The 25,681-nt window shown below is 36.3% G+C and carries 18 protein-coding genes; 15 read left to right on the top strand and 3 right to left on the bottom strand.

The window, feature by feature from the left end:
- The first annotated feature begins 146 nt into the window (after positions 1 to 146).
- Complete coding sequence (locus tag AC5P2S_RS12715) at positions 147 to 851, top strand: class I SAM-dependent methyltransferase (RefSeq protein WP_494555114.1); 705 nt, start codon at positions 147 to 149, stop codon at positions 849 to 851.
- A gap of 185 nt (positions 852 to 1,036) precedes the next feature.
- On the opposite strand, the gene metG is transcribed toward AC5P2S_RS12715, so the two are convergent.
- Entirely contained in the window at positions 1,037 to 3,073 is a 2,037-nt protein-coding gene (gene metG / locus AC5P2S_RS12710) for a methionine--tRNA ligase (RefSeq protein ID WP_494555113.1), read from the bottom strand.
- Between the two features lie 569 nt (positions 3,074 to 3,642).
- Here metG and AC5P2S_RS12705 point away from each other — a divergent pair.
- From AC5P2S_RS12705 to AC5P2S_RS12640, 14 genes are all read left to right on the top strand, one after another.
- Positions 3,643 to 6,393, top strand: a complete 2,751-nt coding sequence (locus tag AC5P2S_RS12705; RefSeq protein WP_494555112.1) for a SusC/RagA family TonB-linked outer membrane protein — start codon at positions 3,643 to 3,645, stop codon at positions 6,391 to 6,393.
- A gap of 11 nt (positions 6,394 to 6,404) precedes the next feature.
- Complete coding sequence (locus AC5P2S_RS12700; RefSeq protein WP_494555111.1) at positions 6,405 to 7,979, top strand: RagB/SusD family nutrient uptake outer membrane protein; 1,575 nt, start codon at positions 6,405 to 6,407, stop codon at positions 7,977 to 7,979.
- A gap of 20 nt (positions 7,980 to 7,999) precedes the next feature.
- Positions 8,000 to 9,130 (top strand): SusE domain-containing protein, encoded by a 1,131-nt coding sequence (locus AC5P2S_RS12695; RefSeq protein ID WP_494555110.1) that lies wholly within the window; start codon positions 8,000 to 8,002, stop codon positions 9,128 to 9,130.
- 12 nt (positions 9,131 to 9,142) lie between these two features.
- On the top strand, positions 9,143 to 10,582 hold the full coding sequence (locus tag AC5P2S_RS12690; protein WP_494555109.1) for a SusE domain-containing protein: 1,440 nt from the start codon (positions 9,143 to 9,145) through the stop codon (positions 10,580 to 10,582).
- Positions 10,583 to 10,752: 170 nt separating this feature from the next.
- Complete coding sequence (locus AC5P2S_RS12685; RefSeq protein ID WP_494555108.1) at positions 10,753 to 12,909, top strand: glycoside hydrolase family 97 protein; 2,157 nt, start codon at positions 10,753 to 10,755, stop codon at positions 12,907 to 12,909.
- 185 nt (positions 12,910 to 13,094) lie between these two features.
- The gene (locus AC5P2S_RS12680) at positions 13,095 to 14,948 is read left to right on the top strand and encodes a glycoside hydrolase family 13 protein (RefSeq protein WP_494555107.1); all 1,854 of its coding nucleotides are present in this window, start codon (positions 13,095 to 13,097) and stop codon (positions 14,946 to 14,948) included.
- Between the two features lie 77 nt (positions 14,949 to 15,025).
- Positions 15,026 to 15,499 (top strand): DUF1572 family protein, encoded by a 474-nt coding sequence (locus AC5P2S_RS12675; protein WP_494555106.1) that lies wholly within the window; start codon positions 15,026 to 15,028, stop codon positions 15,497 to 15,499.
- A gap of 7 nt (positions 15,500 to 15,506) precedes the next feature.
- Complete coding sequence (locus AC5P2S_RS12670) at positions 15,507 to 16,022, top strand: nuclear transport factor 2 family protein (RefSeq protein ID WP_494555105.1); 516 nt, start codon at positions 15,507 to 15,509, stop codon at positions 16,020 to 16,022.
- A gap of 22 nt (positions 16,023 to 16,044) precedes the next feature.
- Positions 16,045 to 17,427, top strand: a complete 1,383-nt coding sequence (locus tag AC5P2S_RS12665) for an MFS transporter (RefSeq protein ID WP_494555104.1) — start codon at positions 16,045 to 16,047, stop codon at positions 17,425 to 17,427.
- 159 nt (positions 17,428 to 17,586) lie between these two features.
- On the top strand, positions 17,587 to 18,306 hold the full coding sequence (locus AC5P2S_RS12660) for a pirin family protein (RefSeq protein WP_494555103.1): 720 nt from the start codon (positions 17,587 to 17,589) through the stop codon (positions 18,304 to 18,306).
- Between the two features lie 103 nt (positions 18,307 to 18,409).
- Positions 18,410 to 19,648, top strand: a complete 1,239-nt coding sequence (gene purD, locus AC5P2S_RS12655) for a phosphoribosylamine--glycine ligase (RefSeq protein WP_283416711.1) — start codon at positions 18,410 to 18,412, stop codon at positions 19,646 to 19,648.
- 266 nt (positions 19,649 to 19,914) lie between these two features.
- Entirely contained in the window at positions 19,915 to 20,679 is a 765-nt protein-coding gene (locus AC5P2S_RS12650; RefSeq protein ID WP_494555102.1) for a methyltransferase domain-containing protein, read from the top strand.
- Between the two features lie 18 nt (positions 20,680 to 20,697).
- Positions 20,698 to 22,227: a glutamine-hydrolyzing GMP synthase gene (guaA, locus tag AC5P2S_RS12645; RefSeq protein WP_494555101.1), complete on the top strand. Its 1,530-nt coding sequence runs from the start codon at positions 20,698 to 20,700 to the stop codon at positions 22,225 to 22,227.
- 83 nt (positions 22,228 to 22,310) lie between these two features.
- On the top strand, positions 22,311 to 22,673 hold the full coding sequence (locus tag AC5P2S_RS12640; RefSeq protein ID WP_494555100.1) for a hypothetical protein: 363 nt from the start codon (positions 22,311 to 22,313) through the stop codon (positions 22,671 to 22,673).
- 71 nt (positions 22,674 to 22,744) lie between these two features.
- On the opposite strand, the gene AC5P2S_RS12635 is transcribed toward AC5P2S_RS12640, so the two are convergent.
- A complete protein-coding gene (locus tag AC5P2S_RS12635; protein WP_494555099.1) occupies positions 22,745 to 24,370 on the bottom strand; it encodes a M1 family metallopeptidase in 1,626 nt (541 codons plus the stop codon).
- 163 nt (positions 24,371 to 24,533) lie between these two features.
- A complete protein-coding gene (gene dusB / locus AC5P2S_RS12630; RefSeq protein ID WP_494555098.1) occupies positions 24,534 to 25,520 on the bottom strand; it encodes a tRNA dihydrouridine synthase DusB in 987 nt (328 codons plus the stop codon).
- Between the last annotated feature and the right edge of the window lie 161 nt (positions 25,521 to 25,681).

The following is a 25,681-nucleotide window of genomic DNA, read 5'->3' as shown; positions in this document are numbered from 1 at the left end:
AAGAAGAATAGTGCCGGAAAAATAGAAAATGTTAATGATGCTTATAAAGTATTTAAAATGATTTTAAAAGAAATAATACTCTTAATTAAGAATATATTTTTCGTTTCTTTTTGGAACGCAGTATCTTTGCAACCATATTTATAGCTATGAAAGATTTAATGGGACGCGCTATCTGGGATTATTATCATAATGAAAATCCGAAAGATCTGCAGACTGAAACTTCAATTTCTGAACTGGACGAGCTTCCGGTAGATTATCTTTTCCGTGATTTTGAAGATATGAATGATATTGAACAGAAAGCCTTAAAATTATCCAAAGGAAAAGTTTTGGATATTGGAGCTGGAGCGGGTTCACATACTTTATACCTTCAGAATGAAAGAAATCTTGATGTCACCGCATTGGATATTTCACCAAAATCCATTGAAGTTTGTCAATTGAGAGGAATTCAAAAAGCGATTGCAGAAAATATGCTTCACTTTGAAGGAGAGACTTTCGATACAATCTTGCTATTGATGAACGGAACCGGGATTTTCCAGAGTCTTAATGTTATTGATATTTACCTAAAGAAACTTTATTCTTTATTAAATGAAAAAGGGCAGATTCTGATAGACAGCACCGATATTTTATATATGTTCGACAAGGATGAAGACGGCGGAGTATATATTCCTGCAGAAGGATATTACGGAGAACTGGATTATATTGTTCATTACAAAGGTGAATCTGAAGATCCAATTAAATGGCTGTATCTGGATTTCAATACCTTGAAAAATGCTGCGGAAAATAACGGTTTTAAGATTGAAAAGATTTTGCAGGATGAAGATGCTTATTTAGCGAGATTGATTAAAAAATAATGAATTGGAGATGCTTCGACAGGCTCAGTATGACACCGTGAATACTAATTGCTTTTTTATTGCAAAACTTTACAACGCTTTTTGACAGTATTAGAGATGTCATGTTGAGCCTGTCGAAGCATCTTTTAAAAAACAAAAAATCCACATGAAATTCATGTGGATTTCTTTATCTGAAATATTGAAGATTATCCAATCTCAATACCATTCTCAACATTGCTGTCATCCGGCGTTACGAAAGATAATTTTCCGTCCGGTTTTGTTGTTAATAGCAACATTCCTTGAGATTCAATTCCTCTGATCTTTCTTGGAGCAAGGTTTAATAAAATCATCACCTGTTTTCCAACTACTTCTTCTGGAGTGAAGCTTTCCGCAATCCCTGAAACTACAGTTCTTACGTCAACACCTGTATCCACAGTAAGTTTTAGTAATTTATCTGCCTTTTCAACTTTTTCAGCTTCTAAAATGGTAGCTGTTCTCAAGTCAATTTTTGTAAAATCATCAAAAGTGATTTCTTCTTTCATAGGATTGGCGTTAGGGTTTGTTTTTTTATTGTTTTGCTTTGTGTTTTCCAATTTCTGGATTTGGGCTTCGATGACATCGTCTTCAATTTTTGAGAAAAGAAGAGATGCTTCATTAATTTTGTGACCCGTTTCAATTAAAACAGATTTTGTCTCAATATCATTCCAACCTGACCTCTGCACATTGAACATGTTCAATAATTTTTCTGAACTGAAAGGCATAAACGGTTCGCATAGCTGAGCTAAAGCAACCGCGATCTGAGCTCCAACAAATAAAGACTGAGCCGCTTTTTCAGGGTTGTCTTTAATGGTTTTCCAAGGTTCTTCTGTCTGAAGATATTGGTTTCCAAAACGAGCTAAATTCATCAGAGCTGTTAGAGAATTTCTGAATTCATAGTTTTCTAAAAACCCTGAAATTTCTTTCGCTGCTTTGTTGATTTCATTTAATTCAGGACTGTTTGCATCACCTTGAGGAACAACTCCATCATAATATTTATGAATTAAAACAGCAACTCTATTGATAAAGTTCCCAAAAATACCAACTAATTCAGAATTATTCTTCGTCTGAAAATCTTTCCAGGTAAAATTATTGTCCTTCGTTTCCGGAGCTGATGAAAGAAGAGCATATCTTAGCACGTCTTCTTGTCCCGGGAAATCTTCTACATATTCATGTGCCCAGACTGCCCAGTTTCTTGATGTTGAAATCTTATCGTTTTCAAGATTCAGGAATTCAAAGGCAGGAACATTTTTCGGCATGATGAAATCGCCGTGAGCCTTCATCATCGAAGGGAAAATAATACAGTGGAATACAATATTATCTTTTCCGATAAAGTGAACCAAATCAGAATCTTCGCTTTGCCAGTAATCTTTCCAGTTTTTTCCGTTTTTCTCTGCCCATTCTTTCGTGAAAGAAATATAGCCGATTGGCGCATCAAACCAAACATACAGAACTTTTCCTTCTGCACCTGAAAGCGGAACCGGAACTCCCCAGTTCAGATCTCTGGTCATCGCACGGGGTTTCAGGCCGTCATTCAACCATGATTTTACCTGTCCGTAAACATTGGGTTTCCAGTCGTCTTTATGACCTTCAATGATCCATTCGTTCAGGAAGTCTTCATATTCGTTTAACGGTAAATACCAGTTTTTTGTTTCTTTTAAAATAGGAACATTTCCGCTTAACATTGATTTCGGATTGATCAGTTCAGATGGAGAAAGGGTAGTTCCGCATCTTTCACACTGATCTCCGTATGCATTTTCGTTTCCGCAATTCGGGCAGGTTCCTACAATATATCTGTCGGCTAAGAATTCATTAGCCTGTTCATCAAAATATTGCTCAGACATTTCTTCCGTAAACTTTCCTTTTTCATAAAGAACTTTGAAAAAATCCTGACTGGTCTCATAATGATTTTTAGAAGTTGTTCTGGAATATTCATCAAATGAAATTCCCAAATCCGAAAAAGATTTTTTGATGATCTCATGGTATTTATCAACAATATCCTGTGGCGTAACTCCTTCTTTTTTAGCTCTTATGGTAATAGGAATCCCATGCTCATCCGAACCACAGATAAACGCTACATCTTTTCCTAATCTTCTCTGAAATCTTGCGTAAACATCCGCAGGAATATATACACCCGCCAAATGCCCTATATGAACCGGTCCGTTTGCATAAGGCAAAGCTGCCGTAATCATCTTTCTGTTTGACATTTTATAAATAAAAAATTTGAATTGCAAAATTACGATTTTCATTTAGATTGTTAATAAAAGAAATGATAGGCCAATGGAAAAATATTCATTAACCTTATCCATTTAAATGTCTCTTCAAATTGGCTTTGATGGTTTTTAATTATTTTGTTATTTATTGTTGAAAAAAATAATTTTTTGACGGTTATTAATGTAATTTATTTGTTTTTTGAAATCACCGTAAATACTTGTGTTTTTCTCTTTACATGAAAATCGATAAAATTCCAAAAAGTTCATTTTTGATTAATATAGGATTAATATTGGTTAATTTAGAAGAAGAAAAATTGTTAAAATTTCATGAAAAACATTGCAAAAACAGTTTTTGTTAAAAAAATTAACATAAGTTTAAGTTTCTGTTTTTCAGTGTTTTATTTGTTTGTGTTTGTTTTTTTTAGCATTAAATTAGGTGGAATTGTGATGATTTTAAAATTATTTTAACAGAATATCGATTTTTTTATAAATTGCGAAACAAGAGATAGTGTATATCTTAATGATTTGAAAATAATAATATAAACCTTAAAAATTTATTTTTTGTGAGAAACTATAATGTATTAAAAATTGCTCCAGCATTTCTATTGCTCGGATCAATGTTACATGCACAACAAAGTGATTCGGCCAAAAAAGAAACCGAAATCGAGCAGGTTGTGCTGATTGGTTATGGTAAGCAAAAGAAGACGGATCTTACGGGGTCTATTACTTCGGTTACTTCCAAAGATTTTAATGGCGGTTCCACATCTGCAGATCAATTGATTCAGGGAAAAGCAGCGGGTGTATCTATTACAGGCAATGGCGGTAACCCGGGTGCAGGTTCAACAATAAGAATTAGGGGAGGTGCATCCTTGAATGCAAGTAATGATCCTTTAATAGTTATTGATGGGATACCAATGGACTTCAGCGGAGTTTCTGGGGCTTCCAACGCATTAGCACTTATTAACCCAAATGATATTGAATCTTTTGATATTCTAAAAGATGCTTCTGCTGCTGCTATCTATGGTAACAGAGCTTCAAACGGTGTAATTCTTATTACTACAAAAAAAGGTTCTGCAGGGAAGCTAAAGATTGATTTTTCTTCTACAGCATCGGTTTCTACTAAGATGGATAACTTGAAGGTTCTTTCACCAGATGAATTCAGAGCTTTTGTTAACTCAACTGGAAATCAGAACTATATAAATAAATTAGGAAAATCGAATACCAATTGGCAGGATTTAATCTATCAAAAAGCATGGGGAACCGATAATAACTTATCAGTATCAGGAGGAATAAAAGGCTTACCATATAGGTTATCATTAGGGTATAATGAACAAAATGGAATCGTAAAGACTAACGAATTTCGAAGAACCTCTATAGGTTTAAACTTATCGCCCAAATTTTTTAATAATCATTTATCTGTAAATGCAAATGTTAAAGGGTCTATGACAGAAAACCGTTTTCCGACAGGAGGGGTAATCGGAGCAGCACAATATTTTGATCCTACACAGTCTGTATATGATTATAGTCCTCAGGGCAATACGGTTAGCAATTATTGGGAATGGAGACTCAACACGGGAGCTTTAAATGGAAATGCTACGAGTAATCCTTTAGGCATGTTGTACGGACGAAGAGATGTGTCAACAGTTTTCAGGGGAATAGCAGGTTTGCAAGTAGATTATAAGTTTCATTTTCTTCCAGACTTGCATTGGAATATAAATGCTGGCTACGATTATCAAAAAGGTACAGGAGCCACCACTGAATATCCGAATTATAGAGGGACTGTAGTCTCAGATAACTGGAGTACGAGAAGAGATTATGAGCAGGAAAAATCAAACAAACTGTTAGAAACTTATTTAAATTATGTAAAAGAGATTGATGCTATTAATACTAAAATAGATATTATGGCAGGATATTCTTATCAGAAATTTAATAATAAAGTTCCTGCAGCATCCACATATTATGGTAATCCAGCTAAACTCCCAACTCCAAGTAATGATTTTGAAGCAAATCTAGTGCTGTTGAGTTATTATGGAAGAGCAATTTTTTCTATTGCAGATAAATATATAATAACAGGAGCAATTAGAAGGGATGCCTCATCAAGATATTACAATGGGACTGATGATTTAAGCAATGTTTGGGGAACTTTTCCTTCAGTTTCAGTTGCTTGGAAGTTGAAAAATGAAAGCTTTCTTAAGGATGTTAAAACAGTATCTGATTTAAAATTAAGAGCTGGTTATGGTGAAACAGGTCAGCAGGAATTTGGAAGTTGGTACAATTCGTTCCCTGCCTATAATATTTCAGAAGCTCAAGCACAATATGGTTTTGGAGATAATTTTTATTTTATGTACAGACCTAACCAATATAATCCAAATTTAGTTTGGGAAACTACAGAAACTATAAACCTTGGATTAGATTATGGCTTTTGGAATAATAGAATTACAGGTGCTATTGACCTGTTTAAGAAAAAAACAACAGATTTATTAGCGTATGTACAAGTTCCGGCTGGAGAATTCAGTAATAAGAATTGGAAGAATCTAGGAGAAATGGAAACAAAAGGTATAGAGTTCTTAATTAATGTTGTGCCTGTAAAAAAGGAAAACCTTACCTGGGATTTTAGTTTCAATGCCTCTATGTACCGACCTGAAATAAAATCATTTTCTCAAGAAGTTGCAGAAGACTACATTGTACAAGTTGGAAATATTTCTGGTGGTGTAGGTAATACAGTTCAGGCTCACACAGTTGGTCAGGTTCCAAATAGCTTCTGGGTTTATCAGCAAGTATATGATAATAATGGAAAACCATTGGAAGGTGTGTATGTTGATAGGAATGGTGATGGGAAAATTGATAGTAAAGACAAGTATTTTTATAAATCAACAACTCCTGATGCTGTTCTTGGCTTTTCAACAAAAGTGAGATATGGGAACTGGGATTTTTCAACAGCTCTTCGAGCAGTAATAGGAAATTATGTGTATAATAATTTTGCATCTCAATCCACTACACAAAGTGTCACAACTAATGAGTTTATGCAAAATATATCATCAACAACTGCAAATTATGGTTTTAAAACACCTCAATATTGGAGTGATATATTTGTTGAGAATGCTACTTTTTTAAGAATGGATAATCTGTCAGTAGGTTATAATTTTGGAAAAGTTTTTAACAATTCAGGTAACCTAAGAGTTTTTGGAATGGCTCAAAATGTATTTGTAATTACAAAGTACTCAGGGGTTGATCCCGAAATATTTGGGAATATTGACAACGGATTCTATCAAAGACCAAGAATCTATTCCTTGGGTTTAAATGTTCAATTCTAACTAAATAAAAAATGAGAAAATATATAAAAATAAAAAATTTATCTAAAGCCGCTTTTATACTTGGGCTCATGCTGTCATTAAGCTCTTGTACTGATGATCTTAAACAAGAGCCAATTACAGATGTTACTGCTGCGGGACTTTATAAAGATTTTTCAAAATACCCTAATCTTTTAGCAAAGCTGTACGGCGGTCTTGCTGTTGGAGGACAATCTGGAGGTGATGGTAATGGAGATATTACTGATATTGATGGAGGCTTTTCTAATTATATGAGATTGTTATATACACTAAATGTTATAACAACAGATGAAGCTGTCATAGCTTGGAATGATGGAACATTGCATGAATTTCATAAGATGATCTGGACACCTGCAAATGAGTTTAACAATGCGATGTATTATAGGCTTTATACCGAAATTGCTTTTTGTAATGAGTTTATACGGAACACAACGGATGAAAAGCTTTCAAGCAATGGTATTACAGGAGCTAATTTGGAAGAGGCAAAAAAAATGAGAGCTGAAGCCAGATTTTTAAGAGCTCAATCTTATTATCATTTATTGGATATGTATGGTAATGTTTCATTCGTTGATGAAACTACTTTGGGTCAGGTTCCAAAGAGAATAGTAAGAGGTGAATTGTTTAAATATGTAGAATCCGAACTACTTAATGCGTCGAATGAATTAAAAGCTCCAAAAAGTAATGAGTATGGAAGAGTAGATCAAGCTGCCGCTTGGACACTGCTTGCTAGATTATACTTAAATGCAAAAGTTTATACTGGTGCTGAAAGAAATAATGATGTTATTACTTATTGTAACAAAGTTATTTCTGCCGGTTACACGCTTAATCCTAAATATGAAAATTTGTTTTTGGCAGATAATAATGTTAACAATCCGGAGAATATCTTTTCAATTGTTTATGATGGCCGTAAAACTCAAACAAATGGTGGAACGACATATTTGACACATGCAACTGTAGGAGGAAAAATGAATCCTGCAGAATTTGGGATCAACACAGGATGGGGAGGAGTTAGGACAACGAAAGCTTTTGTGCAAAAATTTACTTCTGGTGATCAAAGGGGGCGTTTTTTTACAAATGGTCAGAATTTAGAAATAAATGACTTAGGAAGTTTTACGGACGGCTATGCATTTATAAAATATAAAAATATAAAAAGTGATGGCACACCAGGGGTAGATACCAATTGGGTGGAGACTGATTTACCAGTTTACCGATTGGCAGATGTTTACCTAATGTATGCTGAAGCTGTTTTGAGAGGAGGTAATGGAAATATGTCAACTGCAATTTCGTATGTAAATAAAATACGTGAAAGAGCATTTGGGAATACCTCTGGTGATGTAACTGCGATTACTTTAGATTTTATCTTGGATGAAAGATCTAGAGAACTATCTTGGGAAATGACAAGAAGATCTGATTTGATTCGATTTGACAAATTCACCACAGCATCATATTTGTGGCCTTGGAAAGGAAATGTAAAGGATGGAACTGCTGTCGAAGGTTATAGAAACTTATTTCCTATCCCAAATAACGAGTTAGTTGTAAATCCTAATTTAATCCAAAACCCGGGTTACTAAAATCAATAAAATTTCATATAATGAAAAATATAACTTTAAATAAAATATTTCTTCTCATCGTGATGATTTTGGGATTAACATCGTGCGATGATAGAGAAATTGTAACTATAGAGAGTAAAAATTCTCCAATAGTTATGGATCTCTCAAAACAAACATTATTTCTTGATGTAAATTTTCCTGATAATCCCGCTATAACCATATCTTGGTATCCTGCCGGATATTCTGTACCGGTTGAAGGAAAATACAGAATAGAAGCTTCCAAAGATCAAACATTTAAAACACCATATGTAATAGGTACGGTAAATAGTTCGCAAAAAGCGATGACTTTTACCACGACTCAAATGAACAGTGCATCGGAAGCAATTGGACTGACGCCATTCGTATCAAATAAAATGTACCTAAGAGTAGTTTCTTTTTTAGGGACAGATGATCTCTCTGCCGTTTCCAATATTACATCAATTGATATTACACCTTATAAGCTTGTATATCCTGATTTTTATCTTGTTGGTGCTGCCTCATATGTCGATTGGAATGCAGGCTCTGCTCAGCTGTTATATAAAATAGATAATATAATTTCTATATATACTTATTTAGAAAAAGGTAAAAACTTCCGTTTTCTTGGTCAGAAAGATTGGAATCCAATAAACTACAGTATAAATGCTGATGGTATTAAAGATGAATACAAGTATTTTAATCAGGTGTCAGATAATATTGCTAAAGCAAATGGAGATAATGAAAATATGGTTTTTAACGGAGATTCGGGGATATATAAAGTTGTGATTAATGCAAAAAAGGATGTTAAATCTCTAACTGCTACTTCTTCTCCAATTCCAAACTTCGACATCCCTCAAGTTTACTTAGTTGGTAATGTAGCAGGTAATGGTTGGTCAGCAGAAAATGCTATATCTATGACAAAAACAGGAACAGGTGTTTTCGAATATACAACAACATTACCTGCTGATGCTGAGTTCAAATTCTTAGGTCAGAAATCTTTTGGAAGTCTTGACTGGGGTAATATTTCCGAAGCAGGGAATACAGGTTTTATAGGTCCTAAAGGTGATAATGGAAATATTAAATTTGCTGGTGATGGAAGCACTTATAAAATTACAGTAAATATCAAAGCAGGTATTTACACTATTGTTAAACAATAATTTCTATTCAAAATGAAAAATATAATAAAAATATTTCTGGCATCTTTACTTGTTGTCCTGACAATTGCATCCTGTAGAGATGATGCTGATAAGGATTGGACATCACCTGAAGCAAGCTTCAAATTGTATAATACTACTTTAGGTAGTAATGTACTATATGAAACAATGAAAAATAATCCCTTTACATTAACTTGGGATAAAGCAGGATCATCGCAATATACAATTGTGTTTTCTACAACGGCAGATTTTGCTACTAAAGCAACTCTAGGTACTTCTACAACTACAAATTTTGTGACAACAGTTGGTGACGTAAACAGCAAACTTTTGCAAGCAGGTTTTTCTCCTTATTCATCAAAAAATGTTTTTATCAGAATAGAAGCGGGGTCTGAAGTTTCAAATGCGATTAGTTTTGCAGTAACTGTTTACCCAACTAATGGGCCTATAATTACAGCTCCGACAAATGGAGGTACAATCACCCTTAATTCTGCTGATCAGTCTGCAATTGCTACAACAATTACTTGGAATGACTATTCTAACTATGGATCACCGGTGACTTATACGGTAGAAATTGCTAAGAAAGGTTCTGCAACTTTTTCTTCTCTAGGTGTAGTTACAAACTCAAAATCTTTGGCTATTTCAAATAAGGATCTTAATACTGCAGCTTTGACAGCTGGGGGAATAGTTAATACTGAAGGCGAATTTGATTTCAGAGTTACTGCAAAAACAAGCTTTTCTACTCCTGCCATTGAACTAAAATCTGCTATTGTCACCGCTAAAATGAAACCATATCAGGTTGATTATCCTGACTTTTTCTTGGTTGGAGCGGCATCAGCGGTTTCTTGGAATGCTTCAGGATCTCAAAAGCTATACAAGCATGACAATATATCTGAAATCTATACATATTTGCAACCTGAAAATTTTAGATTTTTAGGTCAACAAGACTGGAATCCTCTTAATTATAGTATTGATGATTCCAGAACTGATGCAGAAAAAAGATATTTCAAGACTGTATCATCTAATATTGAATTTGGGGATCATGAAAATATGAAATTCACCGGAACAGCAGGGATTTATCATGTTGTTATTAATGCAGATTTTGGGGTTAAGTCTTTGACCGCTACTGCTACTGCAGGTGTTTGGGATATTCCGAACCTGTATTTGGTGGGATCTCTACAAGGTTGGAATGCTGGAGCAGCAGAACAGTTCAATTCTCTTGGAAATGGCAAATTCGAAATGATCAGGCAGATTCCTGATAATGCAGAATTCAAATTCCTGGGTCAGCAGGATTGGTCTGGAAAAGAGTGGGGGAATATTGGTAAAGATAACATTGGAAATACCGGATATCTTGGTATAAATGATGCTAATGGAAATATCAAATTTAGTGGAGGCGATAATTTCTATACCATTACTGTAGATTTGAAAATGGGAACTTACAAGCTAGTGAAGTTGTAAAATTCTCTAATTATAACAAAAAAGTGTTGCGGTTTCGCAGCACTTTTTTTATATTGTACAACATATATAAACCTTAGAAAAATGAAATCGTCATTGGCCAATTTATTATTTAATTAATACAAAAGTTGATAAACGATTCCATTTGACCTTTAAAAAATAAATTTAGTCAAATGAAAAAATTCACCATTGGAGCAGCTTTGCTTACTATGATGTTTAACGGCGTTTATGCTCAAAGTCTAAAGTCTCCGGACGGAAAATTCGAAGCTAATTTCCAACTGAAAAATGGAGTGCCATTTTATAACCTGAAATATAACGGTAATGTGGTTGTAGAGGATTCTAAATTAGGATTAAGATTATTCAAAGATTCTTCTATCAAGTTTGCTTCCGAAATTGCAAAACCCGAAGATGCTGGTTTTGATCTTAATAATGGCTTTACAAAGACGGCTGAAAAAAGAGATTCAAAAAACGAAACCTGGCAGCCAATTCTTGGAGAAAAAAAGAACTATATTAACAATTATAATGAATTAGCTATTACACTTAATCAAGCTTCTACAGATAGAAGTATTGTTGTGAAATTCAGATTGTTTAATGACGGTTTAGGTTTCAGATACGAATTTCCTCAACAAAAAAATCTGAATTATTTTGTCATCAGAGAAGAAGATTCTGAAATTGATTTTCCTACAGATATGAAAGCTTGGTGGATTGTTGCAGATTACGACTCTCAGGAATATCAATATCAAACCACAAAAATCTCCGAAATTCCGAATCAGTGGCCCAAGGCTTATGATTCCAATGCATCTCAAAAACTGATCAAGAATGCTGTTCAATCACCTTTGATGTTGAAAAAGGAAGGGAAAGATCAGTTATATGTCAATGTAGGAGAAGCGGCAGTTCTGGACTATCCAGCTTCACACCTGGAAGTAGATGCTCAGAATTTCAAATTCAAAACCCACCTCACAGCTGATAGACAAGGAGCTAAAGGTTACATCCAGACACCTACTGTAACACCCTGGAGAACAATTATCGTTGCTCCCAAAGCAGAAGACGTAATGGATTCTAAAATGATGTTCAACCTGAACGAACCTACAAAATATAAAGATACATCTTACATCAAACCAACGAAATACATGGGTGTCTGGTGGGAAATGATCATCGGGAAATCACAATGGGCATATTCTACGTCCGAAAACGTGCACATTGGAAAAACCGATTTTTCTAAATTAACACCGAATGGCAAACACGCTGCCAACAATACAAAAGTTAAAGAATACATCGATTTTGCTTCTGCAAACGGCTTCCAAGGTTTGCTTATCGAAGGCTGGAACACGGGTTGGGAAGATTGGTTCGGACATTCTAAGGAGTTTGTTTTCGATTTCATTACACCTTATCCCGATTTTGATATCAAAATGTTGAATGATTATGCACATTCGAAAGGAATTAATTTAATTATGCACCACGAGACTTCCGGTTCAGCAACCAACTACGAAAGATGGGCGGATCAGGCATTCCAATTGATGAACAAATACGGTTACAAATCGGTGAAAACGGGTTATGTAGGCGATATTATTCCAAGAGGGGAACACCATTATTCTCAGTGGACAATCAACCATTTTTACAGAATTGCTGAAAAAGCAAATGACTATAAAATCATGGTGAATTCTCACGAGTCGGTTCGTCCTGGCGGAGAAAGCAGAACCTATCCAAACTGGATATCTGCAGAAGCTGCGCGTGGGACAGAGTACGAAGCTTTTGGTGGTAACAAACCGGATCATCAGACAATTCTCCCTTTTACAAGATGGATGGGTGGTTCTATGGATTATACGCCGGGGATTTTCCAAACCAAACTGGATTATTATTTCCCGGGAGATAAGAGATTTGTACAGACAACCTTGGCTAAGCAATTAGCGCTTTATGTCGTGATGTATATGCCTTTACAAATGGCTGCAGATTTACCGGAAAATTACGCAAAACATATGGATGCCTTCCAGTTTATAAAAGATGTGGCTGCGGATTGGGATGACACCAAAATCCTTTCGGCAGAACCTGGAGATTACATCCATACAGCCAGAAAAGCAAAAGGAACAGACAATTGGTTTGTAGGTGGCGTTACAGATGAGAACCCGAGAGATTTTACAGTAGACTTTTCATTTCTGGACAAGGGTAGAAAATATGAAGCAACGATCTATGAAGATGGAAAAGACGCTGATTATGTAAATAATCCACAGAGTTATCATATCTACAAAAAAACAGTTGACAGCAAAACAAAACTGCCGGTTCACCTGGTAAGAAGCGGCGGCTATGCAATTTCTGTGAAGCCTGTTAAATAATTTTTTTAGGAGCTTAATCCCGCTTTCCGTTGCAATCTTTTTTGCCACACCTTTTGTCAGGCTGAGGCTCTCAGAGTCCACGCAAAAAAGGATTTCCACTGCAATCGGGGCTATGGCTTTCAACACCAATCAGGACTTTGTCATTGGTTCACACTTTGACAAAGTCTTTTCCTAAAATTTACACTATGAAAAAAATAATCACATTTTCTTCAATCATACTTTCCTCCATCTTTTATTCTCAGGTTCAAAAAGTAGAGCCTGCATTTTGGTGGAGCGGAATGAAAAACCCTGAACTTCAATTATTAGTTTACGGAAAAGATATTCAAAATCTCCAACCCGAATTCTCAGGCGGAATCAAAATCAAAGAAGTCAAAAAAGTTGAAAACCCGAATTACCTTTTCGTAACCATCGACACAAACGGCGTTCAGCCACAAAAAACAAAACTGAACTTCAAAAACGGAAACAAAACCGTTAAAACTATTGATTACGAATTTAGGCAAAGACAACAAAATTCAGCGAACAGAGATTCTTACACATCTTCGGATGTCATGTATCTGATAATGCCTGATAGATTTGCGAACGGAAATCCAAAAAACGACAACACGCCAGACACGGCTGAAAAAGCTGACCGAAGCAAAACCGGTGGTCGACACGGTGGAGATATTGCCGGTATCGTCAAGAACTTGGATTATCTTCAGGAATTAGGTGTTACCACGATTTGGAACACGCCTTTACTGGAAGATAATGAACCTTCCTATTCTTATCACGGTTATGCGCAAAGCGATTACTACAAAATCGACCCACGTTACGGAACCAACGAGGATTACAAAAACCTCGCTGATGAACTTCATAAAAGAAAAATGAAACTCGTGATGGATTATGTGACCAATCACTGGGGTTCAAAAAGTTGGATTATCAAAGATTTGCCTTCAAAAGATTGGATTCATTATTGGAACGGACAGGAAAATGGTTTCCAAAGGAGTAATTACAGAATGACAACGCAGTTTGATACCAACGCTGCGAAAGTTGATGAAGCAGCATGTATGGATGGCTGGTTTGATACTACCATGCCTGACATGAATCAGAGCAATCCGATGGTTGTGACTTACATGGCTCAGAACGCCATTTGGTGGATTGAATATGCCGGTCTGGATGGTTTCCGTGTGGATACTTATTCTTACAACGACAAAAAAGGCATCGCTGATTGGACAAAACGAATCACCGATGAGTATCCGAAATTCAATATTGTAGGCGAAGTTTGGATGCACGACCAGGCGCAGATGTCTTATTGGCAGAAGGATTCCAAAATTTCAGCGATAGAAGGTTACAATTCTTATCTGCCTTCTGTGATGGATTTTACACTTCACGACGCTCTTGGTCAGGTTTTCCGTGAAGATTCTGGTTGGGATTCCGGAATGCAGAGAGTTTATGACAATCTGGCGAATGATTTTCTTTATCCGAATATCAATAATCTGTTGGTTTTTGCTGAGAATCACGACACGAATAGATTCAATCAGATTTTTCCCAAAGTTGAAGATTACAAATTAGCAATGAGTTTGATTTTGACCATTCGTGGAATTCCACAATTGTACTATGGTTCCGAAATCGGAATGGCTGGCGACAAAAACAACGGCGGCGATGGCGAAATCCGTAAAGATTTTCCAGGTGGTTGGGCTGGCGATACGAATAATGCCTTCACAAAATCAGGAAGAACAGCTTCTCAAAATGAATATTTCGATTACACCAAAAAACTTCTGAACTGGAGAAAAACAAACGAAGCGGTTCACACTGGAAAAACTTTGCATTACATACCAAAAAATAACGTTTATGTTTATTTTCGTTATACCGATAACAAAAGAGTAATGGTGGTTATCAATAACAACAAGGAAAATCAGTTGTTAGATTTAACAAGATTTTCTGAAGGAATCAAGGGAAATACTAAAGGTAATGATGTAATTACTGGAAGTGAAATTTCGTTATCTCCAAACACAAAACTTTTAGTTGGTGCAAAATCTTCATTAATTTTAGAATTAAAATAAATAATGTCTTCAAAATCAATAGAATGTAATTAATTTTCCAGACAAATTTTTACATTCGTTTAAATTATATTTTGAATATGAAAAATCAATTGCAATTGGCCAATCGTTTTCGGGAAGTTATCCTGAATGGAACCTGGATTGCAAACACCAATTTCAAGGACCAGCTGGAAAATTTGGATTATAAATTGGCTACGGTTAAGTTTCAGAATTTGAATACGATTGCTGTTCTTGCACAACATATTCATTATTATATTAAAGGAATTAAAAATGTTTTGCTTGGTGGCGATTTGGAAATCAGAGATAAATTCAGTTTTGACTTTCCACTTATAGAATCTCAGCAGCAATGGGAAAATTTTCTTAATGATTTTTGGAAAGATTCTGAAGAATTTGCAAAATTGATAGAAACGTTGCCGGAAGAAAAACTCAATACTGATTTTGTTGATGAGAAGTACGGAACTTACATCAGAAATCTTGACGGAATGATAGAACATAGTTATTATCACCTCGGTCAGATTGTATTAATCAGAAAAATAATAGAAACTCAAAAATAAGCCCGAAATGAAAAGAATAATTTCCATTTTTATATTATCTTTTTTGATATTTTCGATTCCTGTTTGTGCTCAGAAAAAGGGATTTTACGAGAATGTGCAGAAAAAGAATATTAACAAATTACTGGACGATTTCAATACATTTGCTGCCAATGCAGATTATAAAAATTATTTTGATTGTTTTGCAGAAGAATCAACTTTTATCGGGACAGATGCCACGGAAGTTTGGAACAAAAAGGAATTTATGGAATGGGCTAGACCGTTTTTTGATAAAGGAAAAGCCTGGAATTTCAAATCCTTAAAACGGAATATCTACTTTAGCAAAGATGGTAACTATGCCTGGTTTGATGAGATTCTGGACACGCAGATGAAAATCTGCCGAGGTTCGGGTGTTCTCGAAAAAATCAGCGGTAAATGGAAAGTGAAGCAATACGTTCTTTCGGTAACAGTTCCCAATGAAGTTGTTGATGAAGTCACCAAAATCAAAACGCCAATCGAGGATGCTTTGATTCAGAAATTAAAATAATATATAAATACCTTAAAAATAAATGACAAAAAAAGTTAAACCAAATCTTTCCATCGCTCAGATTATCAATATGAGTATGGGATTTTTGGGAATCCAAATGGCCTTCGGTTTACAGAACGGAAATGCCAGTAGAATTTTAGCAAATCTTGGCGCTGATGTTCACGAGTTGTCTTGGTTTTGGTTGGTTGCACCTGTAACAGGATTAATCGTTCAACCCATTATAGGACATATGGGAGATAACACATGGAGTCCATTGGGAAGAAGAAAACCCTATTTTTTGATTGGTGCAGTTTTATGTGCCATCGGATTGGTTCTCCTTCCAAACGCCGCTTCTGTGACTCATCTTATTGCAGCCAATGTGTTATTACTAGCCGTGATTTTCCTGGCAATGATGGATGCATCTATCAATGTGGCAATGGAACCTTTTCGGGCTCTGGTCGGAGATATGCTTCCAAAACATCAGGGAACGATTGGGTTTTCTGTTCAAACAATTTTGATAGGAATTGGAGCTGTAATCGGTTCTTATCTTCCTGATTGGCTTACGAAATTAGGAATCTCGAATGTTGCACCAGAAGGTTTTGTAGCAGATAACGTGATTTTTTCTTTTTATATTGGTGCCGGATTTTTACTGTTGACTATTCTGTACACGATTCTGACGACGAAAGAATATTCACCTGAAGAGTTTGCAGCTTTTGAAGACGGAAAAGAAATTGTGGAAGAACCTTCTAGATTTAGCGACATCTTCAAAGATTTTGCGAACATTCCTACTCAGATGAAAAGATTGGGCGTCGTTCAGTTTTTCTCTTGGTTTGCACTGTTTACGATGTGGGTTTTCACCACAAGTGCTTTGGCTACACATCACTTTGGGTTGTCTCCGGAAGATACACACTCGGAAGCTTTTAATAATGCCGGGGATTTGACCGGAAAATTATTTGGGATATACAATCTTTGGGCGATTCCGTTTGCATTCTTATTAACACCGATTGCCAAATTCTTAGGCAAAAAACAAACACACGCTTTGGCTTTGTTATCAGGAGGACTGGGATTAATTTCGATGTATTTTATTAAGGGCACATCGTTGCTTTGGATTTCTATGATAGGATTGGGATTTGCCTGGGCAAGTATTTTAGCAATGCCTTATGCGATGTTGATTGAAGTGATTCCGCAAAGAAAAATGGGTGTTTATATGGGAATTTTTAATTTCTTTATCGTCATTCCTCAAATCATCAACGGGATTTTCGGAGGCCCAATTGTTTCCAATGTTTTTGGAAAAATGGCAATTGATTACATTGTTGTTGGTGGAATCTGTATGCTGATTGGTGCAGTTGTCACGATGATTTTCATCAAATCAGATGATGAAACACCAAAAGAAATCGAAGAAGAAATCCAGCAGGTTCATTTCTAATTTCATACGGAATTGTCACACTGAACTTGTCGAAGTGTCTAAATATTAAATCCACCAAATCGGTGGATTTTTCGTTCTTATCCTACGTCAATGTGTAAGAGTTTTCAAAGCTGGAAATTTGTATCAACAAAAAAGCCTAACAATTAAAATCAATTTATAATGAAAACAGTATATCACAAATCAGACAGCAGAGGTTATGCTAACCATGGTTGGTTAAAAAGTCATCACACTTTTAGTTTTGCCAATTATCACAATCCGGAAAGAACGCATTTCGGTGTTCTCAGAGTTTTGAATGACGATTTTGTAGAAGGTGGAATGGGATTCGGGAGACATCCGCACCGCGATATGGAAATCATCTCGATTCCTTTGGAAGGCGATTTGCGACACGGCGACAATATGGGCAATTCCGGAATTATCAAAAAGGGCGATATCCAGGTGATGTCTGCAGGAACCGGAATTATGCACAGCGAGGAAAACGCCACCGAACAACCTGTCAAATTCTTACAAATCTGGGTAATTCCAAACAAAACTGATGTTACACCAAGATACGATCAAATCAACATCGAGGAACAATCTGTACAGAATGATTTTCAGCAGATTCTTTCTCCTAATGCTGATGATGCAGGTGTGTGGATTCATCAGGATGCATGGTTCAGTTTGGCAAGATTTGACAAAGGTTTTTCTAAAGAATACAACATCCATAAATCAGGAAATGGCATATATGTTTTTGTCATCAAAGGAAAGGCAAAAATCGGCGACCAAATCCTTGATGAAAGAGACGGTCTTGGGATCTGGGATACAGAAAATTTTGTGCTAGAAGCTGAAGAAAATTCCGAAATATTGTTAATGGAAGTTCCAATGCAATTACCACAATCTTAATTTTTTAATAAACTTTTAAGAAAAATACATCAGACTCGGTATAAGATTTGTCCTCAAAAAATCTTAAATTTGGCACTTTAAAAAGTTAAACTGAAAACATAATATGAGATTACTTATTGTAGGAAACGGTGGACGTGCTTCTGCCTTGGCTACCAAGCTAAGCGAAGACAACAGAATTACGAAGATGTACTTTGCACCTGGTAATGCCACTACCGAAAAACTGGGAGAAAATATCAACGAAACCGACATCATTGCACTGAGAGATTTTGCAATCAAACACAAGGTGGATTTGACTATTGTTGGTCCTGAAGCACCTCTTGTAGAAGGTATCGTGGATGAGTTTAAAAAAGTTGACCTCAAGGTTTTTGGTCCTGCAAAAAAAGCAGCCTCATTGGAAGGCAGCAAGGCATTCTCTAAGAAGTTTATGAAAACTTACGGAATCAAAACGGCACAATCCGTAACATTTGATTCTTATGCAGAAGCTAAGGAATATTTACAGAAACAAAAGTTTCCTTTGGTAATCAAAGCAAGTGGTTTAGCTGGCGGAAAAGGTGTTGTCATTGCTGAAAATCTCGAAGATGCAGAAGGTACAATCCACGATTTTATGATCAAAAGAATCTTTGGCGACGCCGGGATTCAGGTTATTATCGAAGAATTTTTGCAAGGTTTCGAAGCATCCATCATCGGTGTTTCCAACGGTGAAAAGATTTTCCCTTTTATTCCTGCAAAAGATTACAAAAAAGTCGGAAACGGAGACAAAGGCCCAAACACAGGAGGAATGGGTTCTGCAGCGCCAAGTCCGGAATTCACGGATGAACATTTTCAGGACTTTGTTCAGAATATTATGAATCCAACTGTTGAAGGTCTTAAAAAAGAAGGTCTTAGCTTCAAAGGATTTATTTTCTTCGGATTAATGGTGACGAAAAGCGGAACTTATCTTCTGGAATATAATATGAGATTGGGTGACCCGGAAACTCAGGTGCTTTTACCGTTGTTAGAGAACAATTTGGTAGATGTTATCGAGGATTGTCTTCACGGTAAGGAGCTGGAACTGAAATTTAAAAATAAAAAAGCAGTTTGTCTTGTGGTTTGTTCGGGAGGTTATCCTCAGAATCACGAGACAGGCTTCGAGATTACAGGGGCAGAAAAAGTAAAGGGAAGCACGTTGCTTTATGCTGGTGCAGATTCAAGAGGAGACAGAGTCGTTTCTACGGGAGGTAGAGTTCTTAACTTGGTAGCGCTTGGAGACACTTTCGAAGAAGCACGCAAAAAAGTCTATGAGGATGCTATTGCAGTAGATTTTGACTACGGATTTTACCGAGACGATATTGCGAAATTCTAAATATATAGAGATGTTGGGCGACCAATGTCTCTTTTTTTTAGGAGCTGTTTCCCTCTTGTAATTTATGCTGAGCGAAGTCGAAGTGCTATATCTTTTTTGTCATTGCGGACGAAGTGAAGCAATCTGTTGAACAAGTCAGCAATCGCAATGACAAAAAAGGATGCCGTTGCAATCGGGGCTAGTTTGCAATTCAGTATTAGATTTGTCACACAGAGCTCGTCGAAGTGTCTACTCATAATTAACAATTAATCATTAATTACTAAAAAATGCCTTGGAATCCGGATATATATGACCAGTTTAAGAAAGAACGTTCAGCACCATATTTTGATTTAATAAAACTGATTGAAATAGAATCTGATATGTCTGTTATCGATTTAGGTTGCGGAACTGGCGAATTGACTTCTGGACTTTTAGATTTTATTCCAAATTCAAAAATCATCGGCATCGATTCTTCTGCAGAAATGCTTCAAAAAGCAGAGCAATACGCAACAAAAAGATTGCAGTTTTTCCAAAGAAGCGTAGAGGAGCAGGTGGAATTGAAAGATAAATTTGATTTAATTCTTGCCAACGCCTCTTTGCAATGGTGCGATAATCATCAGGAGTTGTTTCCAAAACTGATTTCAAAACTGAATCCCGATGGGCAATTAGCCGTACAAGTTCCATCGAATCATAATTTCATCGTTCATCAGTTGTTATCAGTCGTTGCAGAACACGAGGTTTATCAGAAACATTTCAATGGTTGGAAAAGAAAATATTCGGTTCTTAATATAGAAGATTATGCCAAGATTTTGTCAGACAACGAAGGTAGAAAAATCAATGTCTTCGAAAAAGTTTATCCGCACATTATGAAAGATGCAGATGCCGTTTTTGACTGGGCTTCAGGAACAGCAATGATTCCGTTTGTTGAAAAACTGCCGGATGAATTGAAAAATCAGTACAAACAGGATTATAAAGAAGAACTTAGAAAAGTTTTTACAGGTTCGCCGGTCTTTTATCCATTCAAAAGAACTTTTATTTACGCACAATTTTAAAAAATATTACAACATTATATGCAAAACGGAATTATCATTTTAGACTTCGGTTCACAGTACAATCAACTCATTGGAAGAAGAATCCGTGAAATGGAAGTTTATTCGGAAATAGTACCATTCAACACACCATTAGCAGAAATTCTTGAGAAAAAACCAAGAGGAATCATCCTTTCCGGTGGGCCAAGTTCTGTGAATGCAGAAAATGCGCACCTTGTAGAAAAAGAATTGTATGAACAAGGAATTCCGGTTTTAGGAATCTGCTACGGAATGCAATTAACAGCTCATCTTTTGGGCGGAAAAGTGGCCAAAGGAGAAAAAGGCGAGTATGGAAAAGCTCACCTTGAAATTGTAAAAGAAAACGAATTACTGAAAGGTGTCTATCAGAATTCCATCGTTTGGATGAGCCATTTTGACGAGGTTGCAGAATTACCGGAAGGTTTTGAACTCAATGCAAAATCAGGTGTTATCGCTTCGATTTCAAATCCTGAGAAAAAAATCTATTGCGTACAGTTTCACCCGGAAGTTTCGCATTCTGAAGAAGGTGGAAAGATGCTGGAGAACTTCGTATTCGGAATTTGTAAAGCTGACAAAAACTGGAAACTAACAAATTACATCGAGAGAACCGTTGCCGAAATCAAAGAAAAAGTAGGCGATCAAAAAGTGATTCTTGGATTGTCTGGAGGTGTTGATTCGTCCGTAGCAGCAGTTTTGATTCATAAAGCCATCGGCGACCAGCTGAATTGTATCTTCGTAGATACGGGACTTTTGAGAAAAGACGAAGGCAAAAAAGTAATGGAAAATTACGGCAAACATTTCCATATGAACATCAAAATGGTAGATGCTTCCGAAAGATTCTTATCCAAATTAGCAGGAGTAGGTGATCCTGAAGAAAAACGTAAAATCATCGGTAACGAATTTGTTCACGTCTTTGATGAAGAATCAAAACAAATCAAAGGTGCGAAATTCTTGGCACAAGGAACTATCTATCCGGATGTTATCGAATCACAATCTGTGAAAGGACCTTCTGCAGTTATCAAATCTCATCACAACGTTGGTGGGCTTCCCGAAGAAATGGAATTCCAACTGTTGGAACCTTTGAGGGAATTGTTCAAAGATGAGGTGAGAAAAGTAGGCGAGGAGTTGGGAATTCCACACGAGTTGGTTTACAGACATCCGTTTCCTGGTCCAGGTTTGGGAATCAGAGTTTTGGGAGAAGTTGATGCTGAAAAAGTTAGAATCTTGCAGGAAGCTGATGATATTTTCATCGAAGAATTATATAAAAATGATTTGTATGAGAAAGTTTCTCAGGCATTCGTGGTTCTTCTTCCGGTAAAATCCGTTGGTGTAATGGGTGATGAAAGAACTTATGAATATACAGCCGTTGTTCGTTCTGCCAACACAATTGATTTTATGACGGCAACCTGGAGCAGATTGCCTTACGAGTTTTTGGATACCGTTTCCAGCAGAATCATCAATGAGGTTAGAGGAATCAACAGAGTGGCTTATGACATCAGTTCAAAACCGCCAGCAACGATTGAGTGGGAATAGATGATAAGTTATAAATGAAAAACCAGCAATTCTGCTGGCTTTTTCTGCAGTAACACTATATTTGATTTTAAAAAATATTATAAATGAACGAAAATCATCAAGAATCTCAGATTTCTCCAAACTATAAAAAAGCTGCGGATTTAATTTACCTTTCTGGTGCTTTGGGAATCGGGAATTTAATTTGGAAATACGAGACTTTAGATAATGGCTTGAAAATATTCATTGCAATAATTTCTGTAGGTTTCGTCTTCGTACTTGGTTATTTTGTAAATAAAGGAGCAGTATGGATGAAGTATGTTCTTGCGGTACTTTTATTTTTTGGAATAATCGGCTTGCCTTTTATAGTTCAGAACCTTAAGAATGATTTAGTCTTAGGGATAATTAATATTGTACAAACTATTTTACAGATTTGGGCTATGATTTTGTTATTTAAAGTTCCAAAATAGAAAATCAATAATATCATATATTGTTGAAAAAAGACCTGTTCAAATTTGAACAGGTCTTTTCGTTTAATAACTTATTGTTTCGAATAAACCACGTAATAATTCTTATTAAACTCAACAGGCTTGTCTGATTTTAAAGTCGTGGTTTGCCATTGTTCAGTTGGTTTCAGTTCTTGCTCGTCAGCCAGTCTGATCGGTAATTTAAAATCAGGAACAACGTTTGTCCATCTGTAAGTCAATTGATTTCCGTTTTGTTTATACTCCAAAGTCGGAATTTTAACAGTTCTCAGATATTGGTCAAAAATCGACTTCAAATCAATTCCGGATTTTTGAATGAAATAATCTTCTACTTGTTGTGTGGTCATAGTCTGATGATAAAAATCTTTATTTAAACCTCTCAGAATCTGGCGAAATTTCTCATCATTATTGATCACCTGGCGAATTGTGTGAATCATATTCGCACCTTTCGGATACATATCGCCGCTGCCTTCATTCCGGATGCCGTACGTTCCGATGATTGGCTTGTCATTGGCAATCATTTGGCGAACACCCTGGATGTATTTGTCAGCCGAGTCTTTGTCCATATATTTTTCCACAAACAATGGCTCAGAATACATCGTGAAACTCTCATGGATCCACATGTCGGCCTGGTCTTTGGCTGTGATATTGTTGGCAAACCATTCGTGTCCCGACTCATGGATGATAATGTAATCCCACTTCAGCCCGACACCCGTTCCTGATAAATCTCTTCCAAGGTAGCCGTTGCCATAATTATTTCCATAAGCGACGTTGCTTTGATGCTCCATTCCCAGATGCGGTGACTCCACGATTTTGTAAGAATCCTCATAGAAAGGATATGGTCCGAACCAATATTCGAAAGCGCTCAACATTGGTTTTACCTGCTCGAATTGTTTTTTTGCTTTCTCGAGATTATAATCCAAAACCCAATAATCCAAGTCCAGTTTTCCCTTTTCGCCGTTGAAAGTATCTTTGAAATTGACATATTTCCCGATGGATGGAATAATGGAATAATCATTAATCGGATTTTTCACTTCCCAAAGCCAGGATTTTTTATCACCTAGATTTTCTTCTTTGATTAATCTTCCGTTGCCGACGCCAACAAGGTCTTTTGGTGTGATGATTTTGAACGTTATGCCGTTATCAGGCTCATCACTCCAGATATCTTTTACAGGAAGCCAAATGCTCGCACCAATTCCTTCGTCAGCCGCAGTCATCCACGGATTTCCGTTTTTATCCTTTGTGAAAATCCAGCCGCCGTCCCAAGGTGCGTGTTTAGCAATTTGCGGATTACCCGAATAATCTATATCAATTGTATATTTTTCTCCTTTTTTGAAATTCTTTTTTGTCGTTAGGAAAATAAAATCTCCGTCAATTTTTTTCTCGGCAATTGGAAAGCTGGCCGATATTTTATCGGCTTTCATTGGCTTTTGCAAATCGATTTGAAAAGTCGGGTTTCTGACATCTTTCTCAATTGTCAAACTGATTTTATTACTTCCTTTGATACTTTTCGTTTCAAAGTTCGGTTCCAGGACAATATCATATTTCTTAACATCCCAAAAGTTCCTGAATTCTGTATTAGAACCTTTTAGCGTATCGATTTTGGTCGGTTTTGCATTCTCAAAAAACTGAGCCTGTGAAACTCCGGAGATTAATATGGAGAGAAGTAATAATTTTTTCATTTTTAATTATTTGAGGTCTGATAAGTTGGAATTTAAATGTTAAAAGTTACAGAGATTGAATAATATTTACCACAATGGACCCAAAGATGTTCACAAAGATCACTATAATAATTTTTGACCTTTGTGAAAAAGCCTTGTGAGCGTCGTGTTTAAAAAAAATTAGCTAACATTTTTCCTGATAAAAATGTTTCGTTTCTTCAATAATTTCGTCAATTTGTTCAAGCGTCAAAGCCTGAAGAAACTTAGTCTTAAATTCTTTAAAATGCGGAATTCCGCGGAAGTAATTGCTGTAATGTTGTCTCATTTCCACAATTCCTGGACGTTCGCCTTTCCATTCCACAGACCAAAGAGCGTGGTTTTTCACGGCTTCCAGTCTTTCTGCAATAGTTGGCTCAGGAAGAATTTCTCCGGTCTCAAAAAAATGTTTGATTTCATTGAAAATCCAGGGATAACCAATCGCTCCACGACCAATCATTATTCCGTCGCAATTGTATTTATTTTTATATTCCAAAGCTTTTTCGGGAGAATCGACATCGCCATTTCCAAAAATCGGAATTTCGATATTCGGATTGCTTTTGATTCTGGAAATGTGTTCCCAATCCGCCTCGCCTTTGTACATTTGAGCACGTGTTCTGGCGTGGATGGTTAAGGCTTTGATTCCAACATCCTGTAATCTTTCGGCAACTTCATCAATATTGATACTGCTGTCATCCCAGCCCAATCTGGTCTTTACAGTAACCGGCAAATGTGTAGAATTCACGACAGCTTTGGTTAATCTAACCATCAAATCGATGTCTTTCAAAACGCCTGCACCTGCGCCTTTGCAAACTACTTTTTTTACAGGACAACCAAAATTAATATCCACTAAATCTGGCTCAACTGTTTCCACGATTCTGGCAGACATTGCCATTGCTTCCTCATCACCACCAAAAATCTGGATTCCGACAGGTCTTTCGTAATCGAAAATATCTAGCTTTTTGCGGCTCTTAATTGCATCACGAATCAATCCTTCCGAAGAGATAAACTCAGAATACATCAGGTCTGCGCCGTGCATTTTGCACAGTTTTCTAAAAGGTGGATCACTTACATCTTCCATCGGTGCCAGCAAAAGCGGAAAATCCGGAAGTTCTATGTTGCCAATTTTTACCATTCTGCAAAGATAATCATTCCTATTATTTCTAATTTAAATTCAGTCTTAATTCCTTATTCGGTAAATTTGCGGGATAAATCAATGGATATGAAATCGCCATTAACAAGTTTGCAAACAAACACCAAGGAAGATAGGCGATAACATATGACCATTAAAAAATA

The sequence above is a fragment of the Epilithonimonas sp. 33E genome (assembly GCF_059372615.1).
Note: the sequence above shows the minus strand (reverse complement) of the source record. Positions and strands in the feature narration are given on the sequence as shown.